Source organism: Acidovorax sp. 62 (assembly GCF_002754495.1).
Taxonomy (GTDB): Bacteria; Pseudomonadota; Gammaproteobacteria; order Burkholderiales; family Burkholderiaceae_C; genus Acidovorax.
Map to the genome: position 1 here is coordinate 4,861,700 of NZ_PEFJ01000001.1, position 23,535 is coordinate 4,885,234.

Consider the following 23,535-nt stretch of genomic DNA (forward strand, 5'->3'; position numbering starts at 1 on the left):
CATGTTCTGCCCTGTCAGCGGGGTGCCTGTGCGGCTGCAGTGGCGGGGTCGCGGTCAAAAACGCCGCGCTCGCGCCAGAGGGTCACGACGCTGTTGGTGCTGTCTTTGCGCACCAGAGAGCGCTCGTCCACAACGGATTCGCCCAGCCGCAGGCGCCCACGCACTTCAAAGAAGCGCGAGGCGACCGTGATCAGATCGGTGTCTGGCACAGTGTTTGTTCCAAGCAACGTTATGGCATCGTTGAGCACCTTGAAGTGGCGCGATTCGCGGCTGGCGATCAGCTTTTGGGCGCTGGCCAAGTCGATCCCATCGATAGCAGCCCACAGCACGTCCAACTGAGCGGTGTTCAGGTTCACCGGGGTGCGCACGGGCAAGATGGTGACATGCGGGCTCAGGATGGCGATGGTGCTGGCGGGGACGCCCAGCCAGCCCAGTTGCGACACGGTCTGGGGCATGAGGGGCGCGTTGGCGTCGTCGGTGCCTGCAGCCGACTGGGCTTTGCGCAAAGCCTCCACCAGGGATGTGAGCTGCTGCTGCGGCAGGCCCAGCCGCTCAAACAAGCGGGTGAATTGCTTCAGCCCCCCCGCTTGCACCTGCCCGGCATCGACCAGGCTGGTGAGGTTCAAGCGGCTTTGCATGTCGATGATCTGGCCCGACAGGAAGGCCTCGGTAGTGTCTGTTGTGGCATCGTCCACCTGCGAGACGTTGCGCTCGGCCGCCAAGAAAGTGGACAACCGCGCTTCTTGCAGCGGGATAGCCCAAGGTTCTGCCAAGTGGTCGGCGCCGCCAGCGCGGCCGTCTTCTCGCAGGATCAGGCGCGACCAGTCCAGTGCGCCCACCAAGATCCACGCGGCTTGTACCCGGCCGCGCTCGGCGGTTTCCACCTCCACCGCACGCCACTGCTGCCACATCGCGGCAGCGGCCAGGGTGGCCACCAGCGTCACGGTGAGCATGGCTGCCAACAGGGCGGCCCCGGTTTGACGCGGGGCGCTCAGTGGCTGGGGCTTGGCGGGCGGGTGCAGCGTCATGTGCGGCTGCCTCCCAGTGCGGGATTGATCCAGTCGCGCACCAGCAGGCCGCTGAGCGCACCGCCAGGGCTGAGGGTGATTTGCAGGCGTATGCCCTCAGGCAGAGTGCTGCTGCCGTCGGTGCCGGGCACTGTGCCCACGCTGGACAACGCGTTGGACCAGGCACCGCCCCGGTAATAGAACAATTGCCAGCCGTCGATGGGGATGAGCGCGACCTCGCTGCGGCGCTCTGCATCGCCCGGGGTGCGGGCCCATTGTGCGGCCCGTGCCCAGGCCTCTTGCCATTGGGTGCGGGTGCGCACGGTGGGGGACTGCCAGCGCAGCCACTGCGCCCCGGCATTGGTCTCACGGCGCGTCCAAGCCACCACCACGGGGCCTTCGTCGGGCACGGCGGTGCTGCGGCGCGTCAGGCGCAGCACTTGGCCGTCCCAGTCCAGTGGCGTGGTGTGGGCCAGCGGGGACACCAGTGCGTCCAGGTCGGCGCCCCATTGGGCCAGAGAGGCTTGCAGCACCAGCATGTCGTCGGCGCGCTGGCGTGTGGCTTCTTGCGTGCGCACCATGCCGTCGATGCCGCGCCAGCTCAAGATGGCGATGAGCGCCATCACGGTGATGGCGACCAGCAGTTCGATGAGTGTGAAGCCGCGCAGGGCTGGCTTTGCCACGCCGCTCGGTTGGGTCAACGGGCGCATTCAGTTCCTCCCGATGATGGTGGAGATGCGCAGGATGGACATGTCTGCGTCAAACACCTGCGCATCCATGCGCCGGAACTGGGGGTTGGGCGTGGGCCGCACGATCACGTTCACCGTGAACTGCCGACCCGCTTGCTCGCAGGGCTCGGTGCTGTCGCCCACGCTGGGCATCTGGCGCGACAGGCGGGCTTTGATGAGTTCGTTTTCGGCGCACAACTGGGCCAGCACGATGTCGGACTGGCGCTGGGCATTGCGGGTGAGCGTGCTGGCGGCCTGCGTGCCTGCCAGCAGTGCAATAGCCACAATGGCCAGGGCGACCAGCACTTCCACCAGGGTGAAGCCACGGGTGAGGTGATGGGCCGGGCGACACGCTGGGCGAGTGGCTGTGCGCTGCGGTGTCATGGCAGGGACTCCACCGTGAAGGGGCGCAGCCCGTCGGTGACCACGCGCAGGGCGCGGTCGGGGTAGTTCTGGTGGGTGATGACCACTTGCTGTGGGCCGATGAGGGGCTCCGGCCCCAGCAGCAACACGGCGGTGCCGCGCACGGTGACGCCTGGGTCCAGCCATTGGCTGGGCAGGGCGCTGGCGGGCAGGCCCTCAAACTTAAAGCCTTGCTCCGTCGCTCGCCAGCGCACGGGGGCCCCGGTGGAGCGCGACTGTGCCCGGCCTGATTCCAGCAGCGCGGCCAGCCGCGCGGCCTCGCGCTCCAGCACGGTCTGGCCGTTGTCGCGGATGGCCATGGACACCCCGGCCGTGGCCAGCGCCATGATGCTGATGACGACCAGTAGCTCCAGCAGCGTGAAGCCGCGCGCCCTGTGCGTGCGGCGCAGAGCGGTCAAAGCATGAAAAGGTTTCAGCACAGCCGCATCAGGTGGCGGCGGCCACGGGCGTCCATTGCAGGCATGAGAGAGTCGGTTTCACTCGGGCTCGGTTGGCTTTATTGCCAGCTGCCAATGTCCGCATCCTTGCCTTCGCCGCCCGACTGCCCGTCTGCGCCGAACGACATCACGTCGATCTCACCCTTGATGCCGGGGCTCAGGTACTGGTAGGGGCGGCCCCAGGGGTCATTGGGCAGCTTGTCCAGGTAGGGCTTCCAGTTGTTGGGGATGGGGCCGGAGGTCGGCTTGGCAATCAGGGCCTGCAGGCCTTGCTCGGCCGAGGGGTAGCGCTGGTTGTCCAGGCGGTACATCTTGAGCTGCTGCACGATGTTGGCGATGTCGGTCTTGGCGGCCGTCACGCGGGCGTCGTCGGCACGTTCGAGCACGTTGGGCACGATCAGCGCGGCCAGCACGCCAATGATGACCATCACCACCATCAATTCAATGAGGGTGAAGCCCCGGGCCAGACTTTGGCGGGCGGAGCGCACGAAGGAAGAGGGAGATGTGTTCACTGCAGGCGTTCTCGGGTGATCTCGGATCGCGTGAATCATAATCTGCGCATGGTGACAAACACACACTCTCAATGGGGCATGCGATTGGGGACTCTGGTCTTGTGGGCTGCGGCGGGCGCCAGCGTGGTCTATTGGGGTCTGCGCTTGTCCTCCCGGCCTTCGGGTGTGGCCGTGCCGGTCGCGGCAGCGGCCCCTGCCGCGCCTGATGCGGGCGCGCTGGCGCGCTTGCTGGGCGCATCGCCCGCCACTGCGGTGGTCAAGGCCCCGGTGGCCGCGCCCTCAAGCCGGTTTGCGCTGCAGGGCGTGCTGTCGGGCCGCACCAGCGGCGGCGGTGCGGCACTGATCGCCATGGACGGCAAGCCCGCGCGGCCCTACCGCATTGGGGCGCAGGTGGATGCCGGGCTGGTGCTGCAGTCGCTGGGCCCGCGCCAGGCGGCGCTGGGGGCCACGGTGGATGGACCCACCACGGTGCGCCTGGAGATGCCGCCCAAGGGCTGATCTTTTTGGGGGCCCTGCGCGACCGGTTTCAGTGTTGCGGAAAGACCGCTGCAGTTACGGCTGTTACACCTGCTGCGCCTGTTGCAGCGCAGCCAGCACACCGTGCGGGGCCATCGCATAGGTTTGCCATTCTCCAAACCCGGGTGCGTGCAGCGGCCATTGCTCTGCCGTGACTTGCAACGCCGCAGCCAGGCTGCCTTGCCTGACCAGCCAATCCACACACCGGGCGACCCCGGCATGCGTGATCCAGACCACATGGGTGCCGCGCTGCAGGTGTTGTTGCGCCTCGCCCAAGGCCGCGCTTACCCGGGTCAGCATGCTGGCCAGGTCTTCGCCTTGGCCGGGGCGGTAGCGGGTGAAATCCTGCGTCCAGGCATCCAGCTCATGGCGGGCGATGTCGGCCCACAGGCGGCCTTCCCACTGGCCGAAGTCCATTTCGCGCAGGCGCCCATCTGCATTGCTACTTAAATTGGCCTGTAGGGCGCACAGAGAAAGCGCTAGATGCTCACATCTTTGTAGCGGAGAGTGGCATAAGAGCAGGGGATTTGGCAGCGAGCTTGCCAGCCGCTGTGCGGCCATCTGGGTGGCTTCAGGGTCGGCGGGCACGTCCAGCAGGCCGTAGCAGGTGCCGGGCGCGATGCAAGGCGCAGCGTGCCGCACTACCCACAGGGTCGCAGGGCTCACCGTGCGGCGCCCAGGGCCAGCGCAGCGCCCAGGTAAAAGCCGATTTCGCCCACTTGCTGGGTGGCGCCCAGGCAGTCGCCGGTAAAGCCCTGCAGGCGCCGGGCAAACCAGCGCCCCATCCAGGCTGCTGCCGCCATGCTGAGAGCGATGGATGCTATTAAAAATATAGCTTCTTGCGCTTGATAGACCAGCGCTAGCGGCACAAAACACCACAAGGCGGCGGCTGCCAGCGCGCGGCGCGAGATCTGGTCGGCCAGTGGCTTGCTTTTGGAGCGGGCTGTGTCGCCCACATGCGGCAGCCAGCGCACGATGAACAGCGGCCACAGGCGCGAGAGCACATGCCCCCCCGCCAGCGCGGCCAGCACGGCCCCCAGGCTGTGTGCACCCAGCAGCGCCAGCAGGCTCACCTTGGCCAGCAGGGCCAGCACCAGCGCCATGGCCCCAAAGGCGCCGACGCGCGAGTCTTTCATGATGTCCAGCGCGCGCTCTCGGTCGTAGCTGCCACCCAGGCCGTCGGCCACGTCGGCCAGGCCGTCTTCATGGAAGCCGCCGGTCATTACCACCGTGGCCACAGTGCTGAGCACGGCGGCCACCAGCGGGGCCATGGGCTGTGCGCCCAGCCCCCAGTGCAGCAGCGCCACCACGGCGCACGACAAGCCCGCCGCCAGCCAGCCAATGCCCGGAAAGTGCGCCGCACTGGCGCGCAGCATGGCCGGGCTGTACCCCACCCAGTCGGCCAGCCGCCCCGTGACGGGAATGCGGGTGAAGAACTGCACGGCCAGCAGGTAGTGGCGCAGGGCTTGCATGGCAGTGTGTGTCAGTTTTACTATTGATTTAATAGCTGCCAGCGCTTTGTTAATGGGCGCTAGCGGCTATTTTGATCAAGATGCGGAGCGCAGAAACAGCCGGTACGCCGGGTTGTTCGTCTCGTCCACATACGGGTAGCCCAGGGTGGCCAGGAAGGCATCGAATGTGGCGGTGTCTTCGGCAGGCACCTGCATGCCCACCAGGATGCGGCCATAGTCGGCGCCCTGGTTGCGGTAGTGAAAGAGGCTGATGTTCCAGGTCGGCTGCATCAGGCTCAGGAACTTGAGCAGTGCGCCGGGCCGCTCGGGGAAGACAAAGCGCAGCAGCCGCTCGTCTTGTGCCAGGGCCGAGTGGCCGCCCACCAGGTGGCGCAAATGCTCCTTGGCCAGTTCGTCGTGGGTCAGGTCCAGCGCCTCAAAGCCTTGCTGGTTGAAGTGCTGCGCAATCGTGGCCGACTCACCTTTGCCGCGCGTGGTCAGGCCCACAAACACATGGGCGCGGGCGGCATCGCTGATGCGGTAGTTGAACTCTGTGACGTTGCGCGGTCCGCCTGGCAGGGCGCCCACGGCTTCGCAAAAACGACGGAAGCTGCCGCGCTCTTCAGGGATGGTGATGGCGAACAGGGCTTCGCGCTCTTCGCCCACCTCGGCACGCTCGGCCACAAAGCGCAGGCGGTCGAAGTTCATGTTGGCGCCGCACAAAATGGCGGCGTAGGTCTCGCCCTCGGTGTGGTGCGTGTCCACATACTGCTTGATGGCGGCCACGGCCAGTGCCCCAGCGGGCTCCACAATGCTGCGCGTGTCTACAAACACATCCTTGATGGCGGCGCACACGGCGTCGGTGTCTACGGTGATGAATTCGTCCACCAGCCCGGCCGCGACGCGGAAGGTCTCCTCGCCCACCAGCTTGACGGCGGTGCCGTCCGAGAACAGGCCCACATCGGCCAGGGTCACGCGCTCGTGCGCCTTGACGGATTGGATCATCGCGTCCGAGTCATTCATCTGCACGCCGATGATCTTGACCTCAGGCCGCACGGCCTTGATGTAGTTGGCCACGCCGCTGACCAGTCCACCGCCGCCAATCGCCACGAACACCGCATTGAGCTGGTTGCTGCCCAGGCTTTGCAGTTGCCGCAGGATCTCCATCGCAATCGTCCCTTGCCCGGCAATCACATCGGGGTCGTCGAACGGATGCACAAAAGTCAGGCCCTGCTCTTTCTCGAGCTTCAGAGAGTGGCCATAGGCGTCGGAGTAGCTGTCGCCAAACAGCACGACTTCGCCGCCGAGTGTCTTGACGGCGTCCACCTTGAGCTGCGGTGTGGTGGTGGGCATGACGACGACGGCCCGCACGCCCAGGCGCTTGGCGCTCATGGCCACGCCCTGGGCGTGGTTGCCAGCCGATGCGCAGATCACGCCGCGTTCCAGCTGTGCGGGCGTCAGGTGCGCCATCTTGTTGTAGGCGCCGCGCAGCTTGAAGCTGAAGACGGGTTGCTGGTCCTCGCGCTTGAGCAACACCCGGTTTTTCAGGCGGTGGCTCAGGTTCTTGGCGGGCTCCAGGGGGGACTCCACGGCCACGTCATAGACGCGGGCGGTGAGGATCTTTTTCAGGTAATCGGCGGGGGTGAGTGGCTGTGTCATGGGGCGATTGGGTCACCCGCACTGCGGGGCAGGCAGGGGCACACATCATAGTGGTGCAGGCAGCCGGGGGCTGAACCTTGTTGGGGCACGGCGCGGCAGGGGCGCCATTTGGGCAAAAAAAAGCCCCAGGCCGTGAGGCTTGGGGCTGAATCCATCCTTTGAGGAGATGGAGGAGACAATCGGTGCGTGGCACATCAGTGTTTGTACTGGTTGCCATTGGCCATTTTTGTTCAAAGTGACCGCGCTTGGTTGGATTCTAGCCGGATGCTTGTTGCGATGCAGCAAAATTCACAGCGAATTTTCAGGCGCACGCCGAATTCGTGCGAAAAAAACCACGCATTGGACGGGTTCTAATGCGCACCAAAGGAGAGAAATCTATGGAATGCACCGTCAGTTGGACAGGGGCCTCGGGCACGCGCTCAGGCATGGGGTTTGTTGCAGAAACCGGCAGCGGCCATGTTTTGACCATGGATGGCGCCCCGGATGCCGCCAATCCCGCCAATGGCGGCCAGAACCTGGCCCCGCGGCCCATGGAGACCGTGTTGGCTGGGACCGGAGGCTGCACCGCCTATGACGTGGTGCTGATCCTCAAGCGCGGCCGCCACGATGTTCGCGGCTGCAGCGTCAAACTTACCTCCGAGCGCGCAGAGGTGGATCCCAAGGTCTTCACCAAAATCCACATGCAGTTCACGGTGACCGGGCGGGGCATTCCCGCCGTGGCCGTGGAGCGCGCCATTGCCATGAGCCACGATAAATACTGCTCGGCCAGCATCATGCTGGGCAAGACGGCCGAAATCACGACCGGCTTTGATATCGTGGAAGCCTGATTGGTCTGGGCGCAGGCTTAAATGCGGTGCGCGGTGGTCGTCATCACCTTGGCGGCCACTTTCATCATGCCTTTGGCAATAGGGGGGAGGGGGAATGCGCCCCGTAAGCGGGCCTGCTCTGCATGGCGTTCCTCGTCGTCCTTCATGCGGGCCACGACAGCCCGTGATGCCAGATCGGCCACTGGCAGGCGCGAAAGATGGCTTTGCAGGTGGGTTGCCACCTGGTTTTCGGTCTCGACCACAAAACCCAGGCTGACCCTGTCGCTCACCTTGGCGGCCACCCAGCCCAGGGCGAAAGCGCCCGTGAACCACAGGGGGTTGAGCAAGCTGGGGCGATCGCCGAGCGCTTGCAGTCGTTGGTGTGTCCAGGCAAGGTGGTCGGTTTCTTCTCTGGCGGCTTCCAGTAGGTGCGTGCGCAGTGCTTCGTCTTTGGTGGCCAAGGCTTGTGCGCTGTACAGCGCCTGGGCGCATACTTCTCCGACGTGGTTGACCCGCATCAATGCGCCGGCAAGCTTCTTTTCTTCGGCATTCAGGTCTGCTTCTTGCATGTGCGCTGCAGGGGTTGATTCACTGGCACGCGGCTGGGCAAACAGCGTTCGCAGCGCGTTGTCGAGACTGGAAAGTAGGCGGTCCATGGGCAGAATGTGTTTTGACTTGGAAATTTCAATCAGATACAAATAAATCGCTTGCAATAACGCTCGTTGCAAGGGAGAAGTTTGTTAACTTTTTGCTTCAAGGGTTGTTGCACCACTGCAACGATTTTCCGCGTTCCGGGCAATTGTGGGTGAATTCCTTTGCGAAACCGGGCGCGCTCTGGTGCAATAGGTGCAACTTCCCCACCAGGAGGTTGGCCCGGGGAACCGGCGGGACTATGCTGGTGCTAGGCACCCAAGACCCCTCGTACCGGCGCCCTATGTTTAACCTTGGAGTAACTCGCAATGAAAAAATCCCTGATTGCCCTGGCTGTGCTGGCTGCTTCCGGCGCTGCAATGGCTCAGTCTTCCGTGACCCTGTTCGGTATCGTTGACGCTGGCGTTGGCCGCGTTTCCTCCGGTGGCACTTCCGTGACCGGCGTGACCAACAGCGGTTTGGCTTCCAGCCGTCTGGGCTTCCGCGGTGAAGAAGACCTGGGTGGCGGTCTGAAGGCTGGTTTCTGGCTGGAAGGTGCTGTTGCTAACGACACCGGCGCTGGCAACGGTGGCGGCGCAGCAGGTCCTGGTTTTGAATTCAAGCGTCGCTCGACTCTGAGCCTGGCTGGCGGCTTTGGTGAAGTCCGTCTGGGTCGCGAACTGACCGTTGGCTATGTCAACTCCACCGCAGCTGACGTGTTCGGCGATAACGGCGTTGGCGCTTCGATCGGTAAGAACCACTTCGCTGGCGTGATCGAAACCCGTAAGGGCAACGGCATCAGCTACATTCTGCCTTCCAACCTGGGCGGCATCTACGGTCAAGTGCAGTACGTGTTTGGCGAATCCCTGTCGAACGCTGCTTACGACAAGGCTGGTGACTACCTCGGCGCCCGTATCGGCTACCGTAACGGTCCTCTGGACACAGCCATTGCTTTCGCCAAGGGCCGCGGTGCTTCCGCAGCTGCTGACGCTGACCAGTTCAACATTTTCGCCAGCTATGACCTGGGTGTTGTGAAGCCATTCATCGGCTTCAACCAAGAAAAGAACAAGGCTGCTGTTGAAGTCAAGTACCAAAGCTACCTGCTGGGTCTGACTGCTCCCGTGGGCCCAGGCACTATCCGTGTTTCGTACAACGATGTGGACCTGAAGAACAGCTCCAACGACGCACAGAAGTTCGCCATTGGTTACGTGTATGACCTGTCCAAGCGTACAGCTCTGTACGGTACTCTGGCTCACGTGAAGAACAAGGGCGCAGCTAGCTTCGGTGCTACTCCTGGCGGCCTGTCCTTCACTCAAGTCGCTGGCAAGAACGCCAACGGTTACGAGTTCGGCATTCGTCACTCCTTCTAATGGCACGCGGGCGTGAGCCCGCTGACATTGAGATGAGTAAAAGCCCTCCCGCGAAAGCGAGAGGGCTTTTTTCATGTTTGTGTCGATTGGGTTGGTGGCGGCAGTTTCTCTGTTTCTTCGCTTGTGGGGTTGTATTGTGGTGATTTCGCTTATGCCTGGAGGCGCTGACTGAGTGCGGTGGGTGTGCGAGATGGCTCTTTTTTGAAAATAGAACGACCGTTCTATTAGGGAAAGCCTGTGTGTGGAACATGCAACAAAAAGTTCCACGCGGGAGTGCACTTACTAAACTGGCTGGGTACCACATCAACCACAGAAAGAGATGGGATCCATGAAAAAAGTAGACGCCAAGAGACTGTTCGCCTTGGGAGCCGTTGCTCTCGTTTCCGGTTCTGCCTTTGCCCAAGCTGCGGCTGGTGCTGGCACCAGTTCCGTGCAGCTTTACGGGATTGTGGATGTGGCTTACCGTCACACGAACAACGAAGGCCCCGCCACCAATGTGGGTCAGTCGCTGAATCAACTTGTTGGTGGTGGCATGTCGCAAAGCCGTTGGGGTATCAACGTCTCGGAAGATCTGGGTGGCGGCACCAAAGCACTCGTCAACATGGAGAACCGTTTTGGTGCTGACACAGGATCACCAAACTCCGGTGCCACGGGTCCTTACTTCCAGCAATCATGGGTCGGTCTGCAAGGCGGTTACGGCCGTGTAACGTTGGGTCGTCAGTACAACGTGCTGTTTGATCTGGTCACTAGCACCTACGCTTCGTACCCCTATTCGCCTTACATGGATGTCTACAAGCCAGAAATTGGCTTCTCGCTGGGGGCGCGCGCTGACAACATGGTCAAGTACATGGCTGAGATTGGCCCTGTGCGTGGTGCCTTGCAGTACTCTTTCGACGAAAAGAGCCCTACCGGTGGTAAGACCGTGGGGGGCTACCTGCGCTATGCCACAGGCGGTCTGGCTGCTGGTCTGGGCTACGAGAGCTACAAGTTCGCCTCTGGCAAAGAAGTTGAAGCCTGGACTCTGGGCGGCTCTTACCGCACTGGCGACTGGTACTTCAACGCTGGCTATGGTGAGAACAAGGTTGATCCGCTGACCAGCGCGACCGACCTCGCTGTGCTGGGTGCCATGTGGCAGGGCACCATCAATGGCGGCTTTGGTGGCTCTGCCTTCCTGCAGGCCAACAAGCGCACGATTTATAAGCTTGGTGTGGGCTACCAGCTGACCCCACAAATCAACCTGGGTGCCCATTACTTCCATGCCAAGCAATCTGGCACGGTGGCTACTGCGGATGCTACGGCCAACTTCTTCACCATGGCTCTGGACTACGCGTTCTCCAAGCGCACCGATGCCTACGTTGAAGTCGACAACACGCGCCTTAAGGGCAATGTGTCACTGAGCAGCAGCGCTGCAGGTGTGGGTGTGAATGGTGCTAAGAGCCGCACAGGTTTCACAGTAGGGCTGCGCCACCGTTTCTGATGACGACGATGGTTGGTACCTGACTGCTGTTTGAGAGGAGGCAGGTACTGACGCGATAGCCGAGACCAGTCCGCGTGGTGGGGTTTGCGGACTGGGTTGTCGGTTGAAAACACTGGGTGATTTTGTGGGTTGCTCCGGAAGAGTGATTTGCAAAGTGCCCAGTGTCTTTTTTTGGGGGCGATTTATGCAATTTGGCACCAATTTTGCGTAGATGCCCGTGTGTCCGAATAGGTCAATAAATGGCATCGAGGCATGCGGGAATTCAGGGATACCCCATTGGATTTACCTTATCTTTACTGCATAGTAAAAATTTTAAAGAGAATGTTCCATGAAGCTTAAGCACGTTCTTTTGTCCGCCGCCGTGGCGCTGTCTTTTGTGCCAGCAGTACAGGCCAAGCCTTTCAAGTGGACGAGCCAGGGTGAAATTTCCACGTGGGATATCCACTCGCAAAACAATGCGCTGCAAAGCGGCTTACACGCCAATGTGTATGAAAGCCTGGTGTACTACAACAGCCGTACTTTCCAGGTCGAGCCTGTGCTCGCAACCGCGTGGCGCGAGGTCAGCCCCACGCAAATGCGCTTTACCCTGCGCGAGGGCGTCAAGTTCCATGACGGCTCGGTCATGACGGCGGATGACGTGGTGTATTCCCTCAACCGCGCCATGGCCAAGACCTCCAACTTCACTCCATTCACCCAGGGTATCTCCAAAGTGGTGAAGGTGGATGCCAAGAACATCGACATCCTGCTGACGTCACCCAACCCCGTGCTGCTGCGCCAGTTGACCGAGTTGCGCGTCATGAGCAAGGCCTGGGCAGAAAAGAACAAGTCGGTGGAGCCTAAGGACATCAAGGGCACCGAAGAAACATACGCCCACCGCAATGCGATGGGCACGGGCCCCTACACCCTGGAGTCCTGGCAGCCCGATGTGAAGATGGTCTTCAAGCGCAACCCCAACTGGTGGGGCAAGATGGAAGGCAACGCCACCGAGATCGTCTACACCCCGATCAAGTCTGCTGCCACGCGCATCGCTGCGCTGTTGTCCGGTGAAGTGGACTTCGTGATTGATCCAACGCCTCAAGATTTGGCCCGCCTGCGTGCCAACCCCGACCTCAAGGTGGTCGACGGTCTTGAGAACCGCACCATTTTCCTGGGCATGGACCAGTACCGCGATGAACTGCCGGGCTCCAACATCAAGGGCAAGAACCCCTTGAAGGACATGCGTGTGCGCAAGGCCCTGTACCAGGCCATTGATGCAGACACGATCTCGCGCAGCATCATGCGGGGCCTGGGCAAACCCACGGGCACGTTGGTGGCCCCGCAGGTGGCGGGCTGGACGGAAGCCGTGGGCAAGCGCATGCCTTACAGCGTGGACGCCGCCAAGAAACTGCTGGCTGAAGCGGGCTACCCCGATGGTTTCGAGGTGGACTTCGCCTGCCCCAACAACCGCTACATCAACGACGAGGCCATTTGCCAAGCCGTGACAGCCATGTGGTCGCGCGTGGGGGTCAAGGCCAAGCTGCGCACGCTGCCCCTGGTCAACTACTTCCCGATGATCCAGCGCAATGAAGCCAGCATCTACATGCTGGGCTGGGGCGTTCCCACCTTCGACGCGCTGTACAGCCTGCAATCGCTGGTGCGCACCGTGGGCGCGGGCGGCGACGGCAACTACAACGTGGGCCGCTACAGCAACCAGCGCATGGACTACCTGGTAGACCGCATCAAGGTGGAAACCGACGCCCCCGTGCGCGCCCGCATGCTGACGGAAGCACTTCAGTTGTCCAACGACACCGTGTCGCACATCCCGTTGCATGACCAAGTGATTCCTTGGGCGATGAAGAAGAATGTGGAAATGGTGCACCGCGCGGACAACCGTGTGGACATGCGCATGGTCAAGGTGAACTGATGCGGCGAGTGCTCGCAGACTGACAGTGTGTATGCGAAAACCGAGGGCCACGGCCCTCGGTTTTCTTGCTAAGGTGCCATGGGGTGCCGCAGAGTCTGCGGCCATAGGGATTTAGCGGTGGCGCGGCATTGTCCGCGCGACAATGCCGCCAAGCGGGTGCGCTTGATCCCAGGCGGTTCGCTGCACTGGGTGGTACCAATCAGTGTCTTCGTTGCCAAAAGCAGCGCTGGCACGCTTTCGAAAACAAACTCGACTCTCCGATGCTTGCTTTTATTTTGCGCCGCCTGATTCAGGCAGTGATTGTGATGGTCACGGTGGCTTTCATCGCTTTCATGCTGTTCCAGTATGTGGGCGACCCTGTGGTGTTCTTGTTGGGGCAAGATGCCACCCCCGAGCAAATTCGTGAGCTGCGCGCTGCGTTGGGGCTGGACCAGCCCTTTATCGTGCAGTTCTGGCACTTTTTGGTGAATGCCGCCCAGGGCGAGTTTGGCCTGAGCCTGCGCCAGGGCGCCAAGGTGTCGCGCCTGATTGCCGAGCGCTTCCCTGCCACCCTGGAGCTGGCGCTGGTGGCGGCCTTCCTGGCTTTGCTGGTGGGCGTGCCCATGGGGGTGTATGCCGCCCTCAAGCGGGGAAGCTTTAGCAGCCAGTTGTTCATGACGCTCTCACTGTTGGGCGTGTCGCTGCCCACCTTCCTGATCGGTATCCTGCTGATCCTGGTGTTCTCGGTCACGCTGGGCTGGTTCCCCAGCTTTGGGCGTGGTGAAGTGGTGCAGATGGGCTGGTGGAGTACCGGGCTGCTCAAGACCAAGGGCTGGCACCACATCACGCTGCCAGCCATCACGCTGGCGATCTTCCAGCTCACGTTGATCATGCGCTTGGTGCGCGCCGAGATGCTGGAGGTGCTGCGCACCGACTACATCAAGTTTGCGCGCGCGCGCGGCCTGTCCAACCGGGCCATCCACTTTGGCCATGCCCTCAAGAACACGCTGGTGCCGGTGCTCACCATCACCGGTTTGCAGCTGGGCGGCTTGATCGCGTTCGCCATCATCACCGAGACCGTGTTCCAGTGGCCTGGCATGGGCCTGCTGTTCATCCAGGCCGTGACGTTTGCCGACATCCCTGTGATGGCGGCGTACCTGTGCCTGATCGCGCTGATCTTTGTGGTCATCAACTTGGTGGTGGACCTGCTGTACTTCGTGGTCGATCCACGCCTTCGCGTGGGCAAGGCCGGGGGGCACTAGAGATGAAGCACCCCCTGAGTCGCTTCGCGCCTTCCCCCTCTCTCGCATTGCATTGCAATGCGGGATGGGAACGCACCCAGCGCACGCAAGCAACTCGCAGCCTTTGCGGCTTGGCGGCCCTTGCGCGGGGGCACTGGCCTGGGCTGTTCCAGCTTCAAGCATTGCGGGTTGCGTGCAGCTCTCTGGACTACTGAGATGCAATCGCTTCGATACAAGGCCGGAGGCCGGGCGTTTTCGCACATCGCCCAGTTTCACCCCGAGTTGACGGCCCTGCGGCGCGATCTGCATGCGCACCCAGAGCTGGGCTTTGAAGAGGTCTATACCGGCAAGCGTGTGGTCGAAGCCCTCAAGGTGTGCGGTGTGGACGAGATCCATGAAGGCATTGGCCGCACCGGCATCGTGGCCGTGGTGCGTGGGCGCAGCGTGGCCAGTGGCGCCATGGTGGGCCTGCGGGCCGACATGGATGCGCTGCCCCTGGCCGAGCACAACGACTTTGCCTGGAAATCGTGCAAGCCTGGGCTGATGCACGGCTGCGGGCACGATGGGCACACCGCCATGCTGGTGGGCGCCGCCCGCTACCTGGCTGCCACGCGAGAGTTTGACGGCACAGCTGTATTGGTCTTTCAGCCCGGTGAAGAAGGCTTTGCGGGTGCTCGCGTGATGATGGAGGACGGGTTGTTTGACCGCTTCCCCGTGCAGTCCATCTACGCCATGCACAACTGGCCCGCCATGAAGCCGGGCACCGTGGGCATCAACCCCGGCCCGATGATGGCTGCTGCCGACCGCATCACCATCGAGATCACGGGCCGTGGCGGCCATGGGGCACACGCCTACCAAACCGTGGATGTGATGCTGGTGGCCGCCCACATCATCACAGCGGCGCAAAGCATCGTCTCGCGCAACGTGCGCCCGCTGGAAAGCGCCGTGGTCAGCCTGTGCGCCATCAAGGCGGGCGAGTTGGGGGCCTTCAGCGTGCTGCCGGGCTCTGCCACGCTGGTGGGCACTGTGCGCACCTTCAACCCCGTGGTGCAAGAGCAGGTCGAAAAGCGCCTGCAGGAGCTGTGCGGCGCCATTGCCCTGGGCTTTGGTGCCACCGCCACCGTCCACTACGAGCGCATTTACCCCGCCACCATCAACACCGAGAGCGAAGCCGTTTTTGCGGGCGACGTGGCCGAATCGTTGGTGGGTGCCGACCATGTGGTGCGCGACCTGGAGCCCAGCATGGGCGCTGAAGACTTCTCCTTCATGCTGCAGACCAAGCCCGGCGCTTACCTGCGCATTGGCCAGGGCACGGGCTCCAGTGGCAGCGCGCTGCACAACAGCCGCTACGACTTCAACGACGACATTTTGCCGCTGGGCTCTGCGCTGCATGCCAGCCTGATTGAGCAGGCCATGCCCTTGCCCACCCCCTGACGCCGGCTGGGCACAGACCACCGGCTTCCGCCATTCCCCCACCCTCCCAGGAGAACCGCATGAGCATCCAACGGAAAATCACCGCGACAGCATTGTTTGTCGCCTTGTCTGCTGCAGGCCTTGTGGCCAGTGCGCAGACCGTGCGCATTGCCAACCAGGGGGACTCCCTGTCGATGGACCCCCACTCGCTCAACGAAACCCTGCAATTGAGCGTGACGGGCAACGTGTACGAACCCCTGGTGGGCCGCAACAAAGACCTGAGCCTGGCCCCCGCATTGGCCACCAGTTGGAAGCAGACCGCCCCCACCGTGTGGCGGTTTGAACTGCGCAAGGGCGTGCAGTTTCACGACGGCAGCCCCTTCACGGCCGACGACGTGTTGTTCAGCCTGGCCCGCACCCAGGTCGAAGGCTCTGACATGAAGAGCTACACCAACGACTTCAAGGAAGTGCGCAAGATCGACAGCCACACGGTCGAGATCGAGACCAAGACGCCGTTCCCCATCCTGCCCGACGTGCTCTCGCTCGTGTACATCATGAGCAAGAAATGGTGCGAGACCAACCAGGCCACCGTGCCCGTGGACCGCCGCAAGGGCATTGAAAACGCAGCCTCCTTCCGCGCCAACGGCACTGGCCCCTTCCGCGTGCGCGAGCGCCAGCCCAACGTGCGCACCGTGTTCACGCGCAATGGCTCCTACTGGGGCAAGATCGAAGGCAACGTGACCGAGGTGGTGTTCACCCCCATCGGCAACGATGCCACCCGCGTGGCCGCCTTGCTCTCGGGCGAAGTGGACGTGATGGAGCCCGTGCCAGTGCAGGACATCGACCGCGTCAACAGCAGCGCCAACACCCGCGCCATCACAGGCCCAGAGCTGCGCACCATCTTCCTGGGCATGGACCAAAAGCGCGACGAGCTGCTGTACTCCAACGTCAAGGGCAAGAACCCCTTCAAGGACAAGCGCGTGCGCCAGGCCTTCTACCAGGCCATCGACATCGAGGGCATCAAGAAGACCGTGATGCGCGGTGCGTCCAACCCCTCGGCGCAGATGATCGGGCCCGGTGTCAACGGCTTTCAGCCTGACATGAAGCGCCTGCCTTACGACGTCGAAGCCGCCAAGAAGCTCATGGCCGAGGCTGGCTACCCCAACGGTTTTGAGGTGGGCATGAACTGCCCCAACGACCGCTATGTGAACGATGGTCGCATCTGCCAGACCGTGGCCGCCAACCTCTCTCGCATCAACGTCAAGGTCAACCTGCAGGCCGAAACCAAGGGCACGTATTTCCCCAAGGTGCTGCGCCGCGACACCAGCTTCTACATGCTGGGCTGGACCCCCGCCACCTACGACGCGCACAACGCCCTGAACGCCATCATGGCCTGTGTGGACGACAAGGGCGCTGGACAGTTCAACCTGGGCGCCTACTGCAACCCCGCGGTGGACGAGCTGACCAAGAAAGTCCAGGCCGAGACCGACAAGACCAAGCGCAACGCCTACATCAAGGAAGCGTTTGATCTGCACGCCGCCGACATCGGCCACATTCCGCTGCACCAGCAGGCCCTGGCCTGGGGCGTGAGCAAGAAGGTCAAGATCGTGCAGTTGGCTGACAACTTCATGCACTTCAAGTGGATCAGCATCCCTTGATGGTTTCGCGTTTTCTTTGAGGTCTCTTTTGCTGGCTTGCGCTCAGTGGCGCTGGACTTAGCTTGTTTTACTGACCGCCATGCACCCAGGCCACAAGCCCGGTGCGTGTGCGGATGTCTCTGGTTTCTACGATGAAAAAAACACTTGCCCGCTGGCTCGACAGCGACGTTGGCTACAGCTTCCGCACATCGCCCATGGCGATGGTGGCCGCCTTCATTGCCCTGGTGTGCGTGGTCTGCTCCGTCTTTGCGGGCTGGGTGGCGCCGCACAACCCGTTTGACCTGGCCACGCTGGAGCTGGGCGATGCCCGCCTGCCTCCGGCCTGGAGCGAACACGGCACCACCAAGTACCTGCTGGGCACCGATGACCAGGGCCGTGACATCCTCTCTGCGTTGATCTACGGCGCCCGCATCTCGCTGGTGGTGGGCCTGGCCTCGGTGCTGCTGTCGGTGGTGGTGGGCGTGGCTTTGGGCCTGCTGGCGGGCTTTCGGGGCGGCTGGATCGATGCTGTGCTCATGCGCCTGTGCGATGTGATGCTGTCCTTCCCCGCCATCCTGGTGGCCTTGCTGATTGCCGGTGTGGGCCGGGCGCTGTTCCCCAATGCGCACGAGTCCTTGGCCTTTGGTGTGCTGATCTTGTCCATCTCGCTCACCGGCTGGGTGCAATACGCGCGCACCGTGCGTGGCTCCACGCTGGTCGAGCGCAACAAGGAATACGTGCAGGCCGCCCGCGTCACCGGCGTGTCTTCGCTGCGTATCATGCGCAAGCACGTGCTGCCCAACGTGCTGGGCCCGGTCATGGTGCTGGCCACCATTCAGGTCGCCACAGCCATCATCACCGAGGCCACGCTGTCCTTTCTGGGCGTGGGCGCTCCACCCACATCGCCTTCGCTGGGCACGCTCATCCGCATTGGCAACGACTACCTGTTCTCTGGCGAGTGGTGGATCACTGTGTTCCCCGGTGCCATGCTGGTGCTGATTGCTCTTTCCGTGAATTTGTTGGGCGATTGGTTGCGTGACGCCTTGAACCCCCGCCTGCGTTGAACAAGAAGAAGTGACCACCCCATGAGTCTCCTAGAAGTCAAAAACCTCGTTGTCGAATTCCCGAGCCGTCGCGGCACCCTGCGCGCTCTGGACGACATTTCCTTCTCCATCGCACCCGGCGAGATCCTGGGCGTGGTGGGTGAATCGGGCGCGGGCAAGTCGCTCACCGGTGCGGCCATCATCGGCCTGCTCGAGCCTCCAGGCCGCGTGGCCTCGGGCCAGATCCTGCTGGAAGGCCAGCGCATCGACAACCTCAGCAACGATGAAATGCGCCACATCCGTGGCCGGCGCATCGGCGCGATTTTTCAAGACCCGCTCACCTCGCTGAACCCGCTTTACACCGTGGGCCGCCAGTTGACGGAAACCATCCTGGCCCACCTGCCGGTCAACGCCGCCGAGGCCCGCCAGCGCGCCATCCAGTTGCTCAAGGACACCGGCATCCCGGCGGCCGAAGAGCGCATTGACCACTACCCGCACCAGTTCTCGGGCGGCATGCGCCAGCGCGTGGTGATTGCCCTGGCCCTGGCGGCCGAGCCCAAGCTCATCGTCGCCGACGAGCCCACCACGGCGCTGGATGTGTCCATCCAGGCGCAGATCATCACGCTGCTGAAAAACATCTGCAAATCGCGTGGCGCGGCCGTCATGCTCATCACGCACGACATGGGCGTGATCGCCGAGACCTGCGACCGCGTGGCCGTGCTGTACGCCGGGCGCGTGGCCGAGATTGGCCCGGTGCATGACGTGATCAACAAGCCATCGCACCCCTACACCAGCGGCCTCATGGCCTCCATCCCCGATATGGAGCAAGACCGCGAGCGCCTGAACCAGATCGACGGTGCCATGCCGCGCCTGAACGCCATTCCCAAGGGCTGCGCCTACAACCCGCGCTGCCCCCAAACCTTTGACCGCTGCATGACCGAACGCCCCGACCTGATGAGTGCCGGAAACACCCGCGCTGCCTGCTGGCTGCACGCTGCTGACAACACCAAGGTGGCCGCATGAGCAGCGCCGTGAACCCCACGCCCCACGCCAGTCAAAAGCCCCTGGTGCAGGCGCACGACCTGGCCAAGACCTTCGACGTCTCCGCGCCCTGGCTCAACCGCGTGCTGGAGGGCAAGCCCCGCACGCTGCTGCACGCCGTGGATGGCGTGAGCTTCGAGATCGAAAAGGGCAAGACGCTGGCCCTGGTGGGCGAATCCGGCTGCGGCAAGAGCACCGTGGCCCGCCTGCTGGTGGGCCTGTACGACCCCACGCGCGGCGGCCTCACGTTTGACGGGCAAGACGCCCATGCCGCCTTCAAGGGCAGCGATGCCAAGGCCATGCGCCGCCGCATCCAGATGATTTTTCAAGACCCCTACGCCAGCCTGAACCCCCGCTGGCTGGTGGAGGACATCATTGGCGAGCCGCTGAAGGAGCACGGCCTCATCACCGACAAAGCCGAGCTCAAGCAGCGCGTGGGCGAGCTGCTGCAGTCGGTGGGCCTGTCGCCGCTGGACATGGTCAAGTACCCGCACCAGTTCTCGGGCGGGCAGCGCCAGCGCATCTCCATCGCGCGTGCCCTGGCCACCGAGCCTGAGTTTTTGGTGTGCGACGAGCCCACCAGCGCGCTGGATGTGTCGGTGCAGGCTCAGGTGCTCAACATCATGAAGGACCTGCAGCGCCAGCGGCAACTCACGTACCTGTTCATCAGCCACAACCTGGCCGTGGTACGCCATGTGAGCGATCAGGTCGGCGTGATGTACCTGGGCCGCCTGGTGGAGCTGGCCGACAAGCACACGCTGTTCGATACGCCCCGCCACCCCTACACGCGCATGCTGCTCGATGCCATCCCCAAGATGCACGACACCGGCAAGGCCCGCACCCCCGTGCAGGGCGAGGTGCCCAACCCCTTGAATCCGCCCCCCGGCTGCGCCTTCAACCCCCGCTGCCCGCATGTCAACGACCGCTGCCGCAGCGAGCGGCCCCAGCTGCTGAGCATTGGCAGCATCCGCATTGCGTGCCATGCGGTGGAAGAGGGTCGCATTTGAAGTGGTTGCTATCAAATGCGTAGCTGCTAGCGCTTATTTATAAAGCGCTAGAGGCCAATTTTGTTCAAAACAGGCTCCCTCGGGAGCCTGTTGGCTTTAGAACCTGTTCAAAGCCTTTTTGGAGTTGCACAAGTGTCTTGCCGGGATGGGCTGCTAGGCGCAGCGCGCGGCCAATAGCTCGTGCTATTGGCAAGCGATGCAACAACGCAGACCGCCCGGCAAGGCACTTGCCCGAAGGGTTGGAGTGAAATCGGGTGATTGAATGCCCCGGCTGCTTGCATGGGCACGAGCCCATGCGGCGCATCCGAAGCATCCACTCATCCCGATTGCTCTCCAATGCAATCTCCAAAAAGACTTTGAACAGGTTCTTAGGCCCGCACCGGCCCGGGGTTTCATCGCCCTGTCATGCACACCTCCCACCATCGCCGTTTTGTTGAACCGATACAGAGGGATTTGCGATGACAACGATGTGGGCAAAGCAGTGGAGCGCAGGACGTGGGTTGCGCATGGGCGCGCTGGCACTGGCCGTGGCCGGGGCCTTGGTGGCGTGCGGTGGCTCGGGCAGTGACGATGCGGGCCAGCCGCTGGAGCTGACCATCCTGCATATCAACGACCACCACTCCACGCTGGAGAGCAAGTCCAAAACCCTCAAGCTCTCGGCCGGTGGCGCCAGCGCGGTGGACGTGGCGGTGGACGCTGCGGGCTTTCCCCGCGTCACGGCCGCCATCGGCGAACTGGCGGAGCAGAGCACCAACGTGCTCAAGCTGCACGCGGGCGACGCGCTGACGGGCACGCTGTACTTCAACCGCGCAGGCAGCAACGGTGAGGCCGATGCCGCGCTGATGAACACCGTGTGCTTTGACGCCTTCACGCTGGGCAACCACGAGTTTGACAAGGGCGACAGCGGCCTCAAGGGCTTTATCGACCTGCTGCGCAAAGGCACTTGCAAGACGCCCGTGCTCAGCGCCAATGTGCAGTTCGGTGCCAACTCGGCCCTCAACGCCAGCCGCGCGCCGGGCTACGTCAGCCCCTCCACCGTGGTCGAGCGCGGCGGGCAAAAGATCGGCATCGTGGGCCTGACCATTGCGCAAAAGACCAAGGCCTCGTCCAGCCCCGATGCGGACACCACCTTTGAAGACGAAACCACCGCCGCCCAGCGCGAGATCGACCGCCTGCGCAACCAGGGTATCAACAAGATCATCGTGATGAGCCACGTGGGCTACGAGTACGACCTGCAGATTGCCCCCAAGCTCAGCGGCGTGGACGTGGTGGTGGGCGCGGATTCGCACACCCTGCTCGGCCCCGCAGGCCTGACGACCACGGGCGTGGGCACGCCCGGCGGCGCCTACCCCACCCAGCTGACCGACAAAGACGGCAAGCCCGTGTGCGTGGTGCAGGCGTGGGAATACGCCCAGGTGGTGGGCGAGCTGAAGGTGAGCTTTGATGCGCAGGGCAACGTCAGCCAGTGCAAGGGCACGCCGCATGTGCTGATTGGCGACAACTTCACCATCGGCGGCAAGGCCGCGACCGACGCGGAGAAAACCGCCCTCAAGGCCAGCGCGGCTGCCACCGGCTTCCTGCGCATCACCCAGCCATCTGCCAGTGCTGCCGCCGTGCTGCAGCCGTTCAAAGACAAGGTCGCCGTGTTCAACCAAACCCAGGCCGCCGTGGTGCCGCAAGAGCTGTGCTCGCGCCGCGTGCCGGGCGGGGTGGGCTCGGTGGACTACAGCCGCTCCAGCGCCGCCTGCACGGCCGAAGGCAGCGTGAGCCTGCGCGGTGGCGACATCCAGCAACTGGTGGCCCAGGCCTACCTGGAGGTGGCCAACACCCAGTACGGCGGGGCCGACATCAGCCTGCAAAGCGGCGGCGGTGTGCGCATCCCGCTGCAAGGCACGGTGACTGCAGCGCAGATCATCCAGGTGCTGCCGTTTGGCAACATGCTGTTCCGCCTGGATGTGACGGGGCAAGAAGTGAAGGGCATGCTCGAAGATGGCCTGGAAGCCACCTTTGGCACCGGCGGCTCCACCGGCCCGTATCCGTACACCGGCGGCCTGCGCTTTGACGTGAACGCCAAGGCCACCAAGGGCGCGCGTGCCAGCAACATCGAAGTGCGCAACCCCACCACCGGCGTGTGGGCGGCGATCGACCTGGCCAAGACCTACAAGCTGTTTGTGCTGAGCTTCAACGCCACCGGCGGCGACGGCTACAAGACCCTGGCCACCGTGCCCGCCGCGCGCCGCCTGGACATTGGCGTGCTCGATGCCGATGTGTTCTTCAGCTACATCGACAAGCAGGCCAAGGATGCCGCCACCGGCCTGCCCACCCTCAAGCGCCTGCCCGTGGAGCTGTACAGCACCAAGAGCTTTGCCAATTGAGTGGGTTGGCGTTGGGTTTGGGTTTTGAAGTGAAATGGCCTGCTAGCGCTTATTAAATAAGCGCTAGCAGCTATTAAAAACGTAGCGTATTCAGTTCACGCGGCTGGGCTGCATCACGCTGTAGCGGCCAGCGCCGAGTAGGGCCACGGCCAGTGCGCCGAACAGGTACAGGCCCTGCAGCTCCAGCGCCCAGCCGCCTTGTTTGGTGATGACGAACAGGTCGCCCATGTGCACCAGGCCCAGGGCCACCAGCATGTTGGCCACCACAATGGCCGCCCCGGCGCGGGCACCCACGCCCAGCAGCATCATCAGGGGCGCGACCACTTCACCGATGTACACGCCATAGGCCAGGAACCCTGGCAGGCCCGCTTTGTCGAGCATGCCGCCGATGAAGCCCACGCCGTGCGTGATTTTGAAGATGCCGTGCAGCAGCACGAGCAGGCCGATGGCGACACGCAGCACGAGCTTGCCGACGTCGTCGGTGTTCGGGGTGGCGGGTGGCATGGCGATGTGTTGGGTGTTCATGGTGCGTCCCTTGCGCTGAATGTGTTGGAAGACTTGTAGTTTCGCTGGATGTGGTCTTGGGGGGGTGTGCGTTTGCGCACAGGTTTTGGAAGGTGAGGGGCGGGGCTTTGATGGAAATGTTGGCTGGTGCCCGCTGGATAAGCGTTGGCAGCTATGGAATTTGTAGTGATTTTCTGGGGGCCTTCCATCCGTTCGGGCTGGGCTTGTCGAAGCCTTGGCTTGATCGCTGATTTGGTGGCATGCCTGTGATGAGGGCGGGAGCCGGGGAGTGCGCCCGGCGGCGCAGTAACTTTCTTTCGCGTCGCCGAAAGAAAGTCACCAAAGAAAGGGCGACCCCAAGTCCGCGACCCCTGCG

22 protein-coding genes are annotated in these 23,535 nt (G+C 63.1%); 12 read left to right on the top strand and 10 right to left on the bottom strand.

Annotated features, from left to right (window positions below; genetic code table 11):
• Window positions 1-14 precede the first annotated feature (14 nt).
• From gspK to gspG, 5 genes are all read right to left on the bottom strand, one after another.
• Entirely contained in the window at window positions 15-1,028 is a 1,014-nt protein-coding gene (gene gspK, locus CLU86_RS21845; RefSeq protein WP_158236366.1) for a type II secretion system minor pseudopilin GspK, read from the bottom strand.
• Window positions 1,025-1,717 carry a type II secretion system protein J gene (locus CLU86_RS21850; RefSeq protein ID WP_099743094.1) on the bottom strand — a complete coding sequence of 231 codons (693 nt, stop codon included), beginning with the start codon at window positions 1,715-1,717 and terminating at the stop codon, window positions 1,025-1,027. Before CLU86_RS21850 ends, gspK begins: the two co-directional genes overlap by 4 nt.
• Window positions 1,718-2,119, bottom strand: a complete 402-nt coding sequence (gene gspI, locus CLU86_RS21855; protein WP_099743095.1) for a type II secretion system minor pseudopilin GspI — start codon at window positions 2,117-2,119, stop codon at window positions 1,718-1,720. It lies immediately after the preceding gene.
• A complete protein-coding gene (locus tag CLU86_RS21860) occupies window positions 2,116-2,556 on the bottom strand; it encodes a prepilin-type N-terminal cleavage/methylation domain-containing protein (RefSeq protein ID WP_199175163.1) in 441 nt (146 codons plus the stop codon). The genes gspI and CLU86_RS21860 overlap by 4 nt, the downstream gene beginning before the upstream one ends.
• A gap of 98 nt (window positions 2,557-2,654) precedes the next feature.
• The gene (gene gspG / locus CLU86_RS21865; protein ID WP_304528981.1) at window positions 2,655-3,107 is read right to left on the bottom strand and encodes a type II secretion system major pseudopilin GspG; all 453 of its coding nucleotides are present in this window, start codon (window positions 3,105-3,107) and stop codon (window positions 2,655-2,657) included.
• Between the two features lie 48 nt (window positions 3,108-3,155).
• Between gspG and CLU86_RS21870 the strand changes: the two genes are divergently transcribed.
• Window positions 3,156-3,605 carry a type II secretion system protein N gene (locus CLU86_RS21870; RefSeq protein WP_099657935.1) on the top strand — a complete coding sequence of 150 codons (450 nt, stop codon included), beginning with the start codon at window positions 3,156-3,158 and terminating at the stop codon, window positions 3,603-3,605.
• A gap of 63 nt (window positions 3,606-3,668) precedes the next feature.
• On the opposite strand, the gene CLU86_RS21875 is transcribed toward CLU86_RS21870, so the two are convergent.
• The 3 genes from CLU86_RS21875 to ilvA all read right to left on the bottom strand — a co-directional run bounded on the left by CLU86_RS21875 (window position 3,669) and on the right by ilvA (window position 6,733).
• Window positions 3,669-4,289 carry a histidine phosphatase family protein gene (locus CLU86_RS21875; protein WP_099743098.1) on the bottom strand — a complete coding sequence of 207 codons (621 nt, stop codon included), beginning with the start codon at window positions 4,287-4,289 and terminating at the stop codon, window positions 3,669-3,671.
• Window positions 4,286-5,095, bottom strand: coding sequence for an adenosylcobinamide-GDP ribazoletransferase (cobS, locus tag CLU86_RS21880; RefSeq protein ID WP_099743099.1), 810 nt, complete (start codon window positions 5,093-5,095; stop codon window positions 4,286-4,288). Before cobS ends, CLU86_RS21875 begins: the two co-directional genes overlap by 4 nt.
• 75 nt (window positions 5,096-5,170) lie before the next feature.
• Window positions 5,171-6,733 carry a threonine ammonia-lyase, biosynthetic gene (ilvA, locus tag CLU86_RS21885; protein ID WP_099657938.1) on the bottom strand — a complete coding sequence of 521 codons (1,563 nt, stop codon included), beginning with the start codon at window positions 6,731-6,733 and terminating at the stop codon, window positions 5,171-5,173.
• A gap of 377 nt (window positions 6,734-7,110) precedes the next feature.
• On the opposite strand from ilvA, the gene CLU86_RS21890 reads away from it, so the two are divergent.
• Window positions 7,111-7,560, top strand: a complete 450-nt coding sequence (locus CLU86_RS21890; protein WP_099657939.1) for an OsmC family protein — start codon at window positions 7,111-7,113, stop codon at window positions 7,558-7,560.
• A 17-nt stretch (window positions 7,561-7,577) separates the two neighbouring features.
• Here the strand turns inward: CLU86_RS21890 and coq7 are convergent, their stop codons facing one another.
• Window positions 7,578-8,195 (bottom strand): 2-polyprenyl-3-methyl-6-methoxy-1,4-benzoquinone monooxygenase, encoded by a 618-nt coding sequence (coq7, locus tag CLU86_RS21895; RefSeq protein WP_099743768.1) that lies wholly within the window; start codon window positions 8,193-8,195, stop codon window positions 7,578-7,580.
• 303 nt (window positions 8,196-8,498) lie between these two features.
• Between coq7 and CLU86_RS21900 the strand changes: the two genes are divergently transcribed.
• The 10 genes from CLU86_RS21900 (at window position 8,499) to CLU86_RS21950 (ending at window position 22,655) form a co-directional block, all read left to right on the top strand.
• A complete protein-coding gene (locus CLU86_RS21900) occupies window positions 8,499-9,539 on the top strand; it encodes a porin (protein WP_099743100.1) in 1,041 nt (346 codons plus the stop codon).
• A gap of 328 nt (window positions 9,540-9,867) precedes the next feature.
• Window positions 9,868-11,016 carry a porin gene (locus tag CLU86_RS21905; RefSeq protein WP_099743101.1) on the top strand — a complete coding sequence of 383 codons (1,149 nt, stop codon included), beginning with the start codon at window positions 9,868-9,870 and terminating at the stop codon, window positions 11,014-11,016.
• Window positions 11,017-11,344: 328 nt separating this feature from the next.
• Window positions 11,345-12,919, top strand: coding sequence for an ABC transporter substrate-binding protein (locus CLU86_RS21910; RefSeq protein ID WP_099743102.1), 1,575 nt, complete (start codon window positions 11,345-11,347; stop codon window positions 12,917-12,919).
• A gap of 260 nt (window positions 12,920-13,179) precedes the next feature.
• A complete protein-coding gene (locus CLU86_RS21915; RefSeq protein WP_099743103.1) occupies window positions 13,180-14,160 on the top strand; it encodes an ABC transporter permease in 981 nt (326 codons plus the stop codon).
• 195 nt (window positions 14,161-14,355) lie between these two features.
• Entirely contained in the window at window positions 14,356-15,573 is a 1,218-nt protein-coding gene (locus tag CLU86_RS21920; protein WP_099743104.1) for a M20 aminoacylase family protein, read from the top strand.
• A gap of 59 nt (window positions 15,574-15,632) precedes the next feature.
• Window positions 15,633-17,210 (top strand): ABC transporter substrate-binding protein, encoded by a 1,578-nt coding sequence (locus tag CLU86_RS21925; protein ID WP_099743105.1) that lies wholly within the window; start codon window positions 15,633-15,635, stop codon window positions 17,208-17,210.
• A 131-nt stretch (window positions 17,211-17,341) separates the two neighbouring features.
• A complete protein-coding gene (locus CLU86_RS21930; RefSeq protein ID WP_099743106.1) occupies window positions 17,342-18,253 on the top strand; it encodes an ABC transporter permease in 912 nt (303 codons plus the stop codon).
• A gap of 21 nt (window positions 18,254-18,274) precedes the next feature.
• Complete coding sequence (locus CLU86_RS21935; RefSeq protein WP_099743107.1) at window positions 18,275-19,255, top strand: ABC transporter ATP-binding protein; 981 nt, start codon at window positions 18,275-18,277, stop codon at window positions 19,253-19,255.
• Window positions 19,252-20,280 (top strand): ABC transporter ATP-binding protein, encoded by a 1,029-nt coding sequence (locus CLU86_RS21940; protein WP_099743108.1) that lies wholly within the window; start codon window positions 19,252-19,254, stop codon window positions 20,278-20,280. Before CLU86_RS21935 ends, CLU86_RS21940 begins: the two co-directional genes overlap by 4 nt.
• A gap of 458 nt (window positions 20,281-20,738) precedes the next feature.
• Window positions 20,739-22,655 carry a bifunctional UDP-sugar hydrolase/5'-nucleotidase gene (locus tag CLU86_RS21950; RefSeq protein ID WP_099743109.1) on the top strand — a complete coding sequence of 639 codons (1,917 nt, stop codon included), beginning with the start codon at window positions 20,739-20,741 and terminating at the stop codon, window positions 22,653-22,655.
• 90 nt (window positions 22,656-22,745) lie between these two features.
• Here CLU86_RS21950 and CLU86_RS21955 read toward each other — a convergent pair whose 3' ends face one another.
• On the bottom strand, window positions 22,746-23,180 hold the full coding sequence (locus CLU86_RS21955; protein ID WP_099743110.1) for a DoxX family protein: 435 nt from the start codon (window positions 23,178-23,180) through the stop codon (window positions 22,746-22,748).
• Between the last annotated feature and the right edge of the window lie 355 nt (window positions 23,181-23,535).

Bases quoted from the DNA above. Each gene is read 5' to 3' on its own strand.
- gspK (WP_158236366.1), bottom strand. From the start codon at position 1,028: ATGACGCTGCACCCGCCCGCCAAGCCCCAGCCACTGAGCGCCCCGCGT.
- CLU86_RS21850 (WP_099743094.1), bottom strand. From the start codon at position 1,717: ATGCGCCCGTTGACCCAACCGAGCGGCGTGGCAAAGCCAGCCCTGCGC.
- gspI (WP_099743095.1), bottom strand. From the start codon at position 2,119: ATGACACCGCAGCGCACAGCCACTCGCCCAGCGTGTCGCCCGGCCCAT.
- CLU86_RS21870 (WP_099657935.1), top strand. From the start codon at position 3,156: ATGGTGACAAACACACACTCTCAATGGGGCATGCGATTGGGGACTCTG.
- cobS (WP_099743099.1), bottom strand. From the start codon at position 5,095: ATGCAAGCCCTGCGCCACTACCTGCTGGCCGTGCAGTTCTTCACCCGC.
- ilvA (WP_099657938.1), bottom strand. From the start codon at position 6,733: ATGACACAGCCACTCACCCCCGCCGATTACCTGAAAAAGATCCTCACC.
- CLU86_RS21890 (WP_099657939.1), top strand. From the start codon at position 7,111: ATGGAATGCACCGTCAGTTGGACAGGGGCCTCGGGCACGCGCTCAGGC.
- coq7 (WP_099743768.1), bottom strand. From the start codon at position 8,195: ATGGACCGCCTACTTTCCAGTCTCGACAACGCGCTGCGAACGCTGTTT.
- CLU86_RS21900 (WP_099743100.1), top strand. From the start codon at position 8,499: ATGAAAAAATCCCTGATTGCCCTGGCTGTGCTGGCTGCTTCCGGCGCT.
- CLU86_RS21905 (WP_099743101.1), top strand. From the start codon at position 9,868: ATGAAAAAAGTAGACGCCAAGAGACTGTTCGCCTTGGGAGCCGTTGCT.
- CLU86_RS21910 (WP_099743102.1), top strand. From the start codon at position 11,345: ATGAAGCTTAAGCACGTTCTTTTGTCCGCCGCCGTGGCGCTGTCTTTT.
- CLU86_RS21915 (WP_099743103.1), top strand. From the start codon at position 13,180: ATGCTTGCTTTTATTTTGCGCCGCCTGATTCAGGCAGTGATTGTGATG.
- CLU86_RS21920 (WP_099743104.1), top strand. From the start codon at position 14,356: ATGCAATCGCTTCGATACAAGGCCGGAGGCCGGGCGTTTTCGCACATC.
- CLU86_RS21925 (WP_099743105.1), top strand. From the start codon at position 15,633: ATGAGCATCCAACGGAAAATCACCGCGACAGCATTGTTTGTCGCCTTG.
- CLU86_RS21930 (WP_099743106.1), top strand. From the start codon at position 17,342: ATGAAAAAAACACTTGCCCGCTGGCTCGACAGCGACGTTGGCTACAGC.
- CLU86_RS21935 (WP_099743107.1), top strand. From the start codon at position 18,275: ATGAGTCTCCTAGAAGTCAAAAACCTCGTTGTCGAATTCCCGAGCCGT.
- CLU86_RS21940 (WP_099743108.1), top strand. From the start codon at position 19,252: ATGAGCAGCGCCGTGAACCCCACGCCCCACGCCAGTCAAAAGCCCCTG.
- CLU86_RS21950 (WP_099743109.1), top strand. From the start codon at position 20,739: ATGACAACGATGTGGGCAAAGCAGTGGAGCGCAGGACGTGGGTTGCGC.
- CLU86_RS21955 (WP_099743110.1), bottom strand. From the start codon at position 23,180: ATGAACACCCAACACATCGCCATGCCACCCGCCACCCCGAACACCGAC.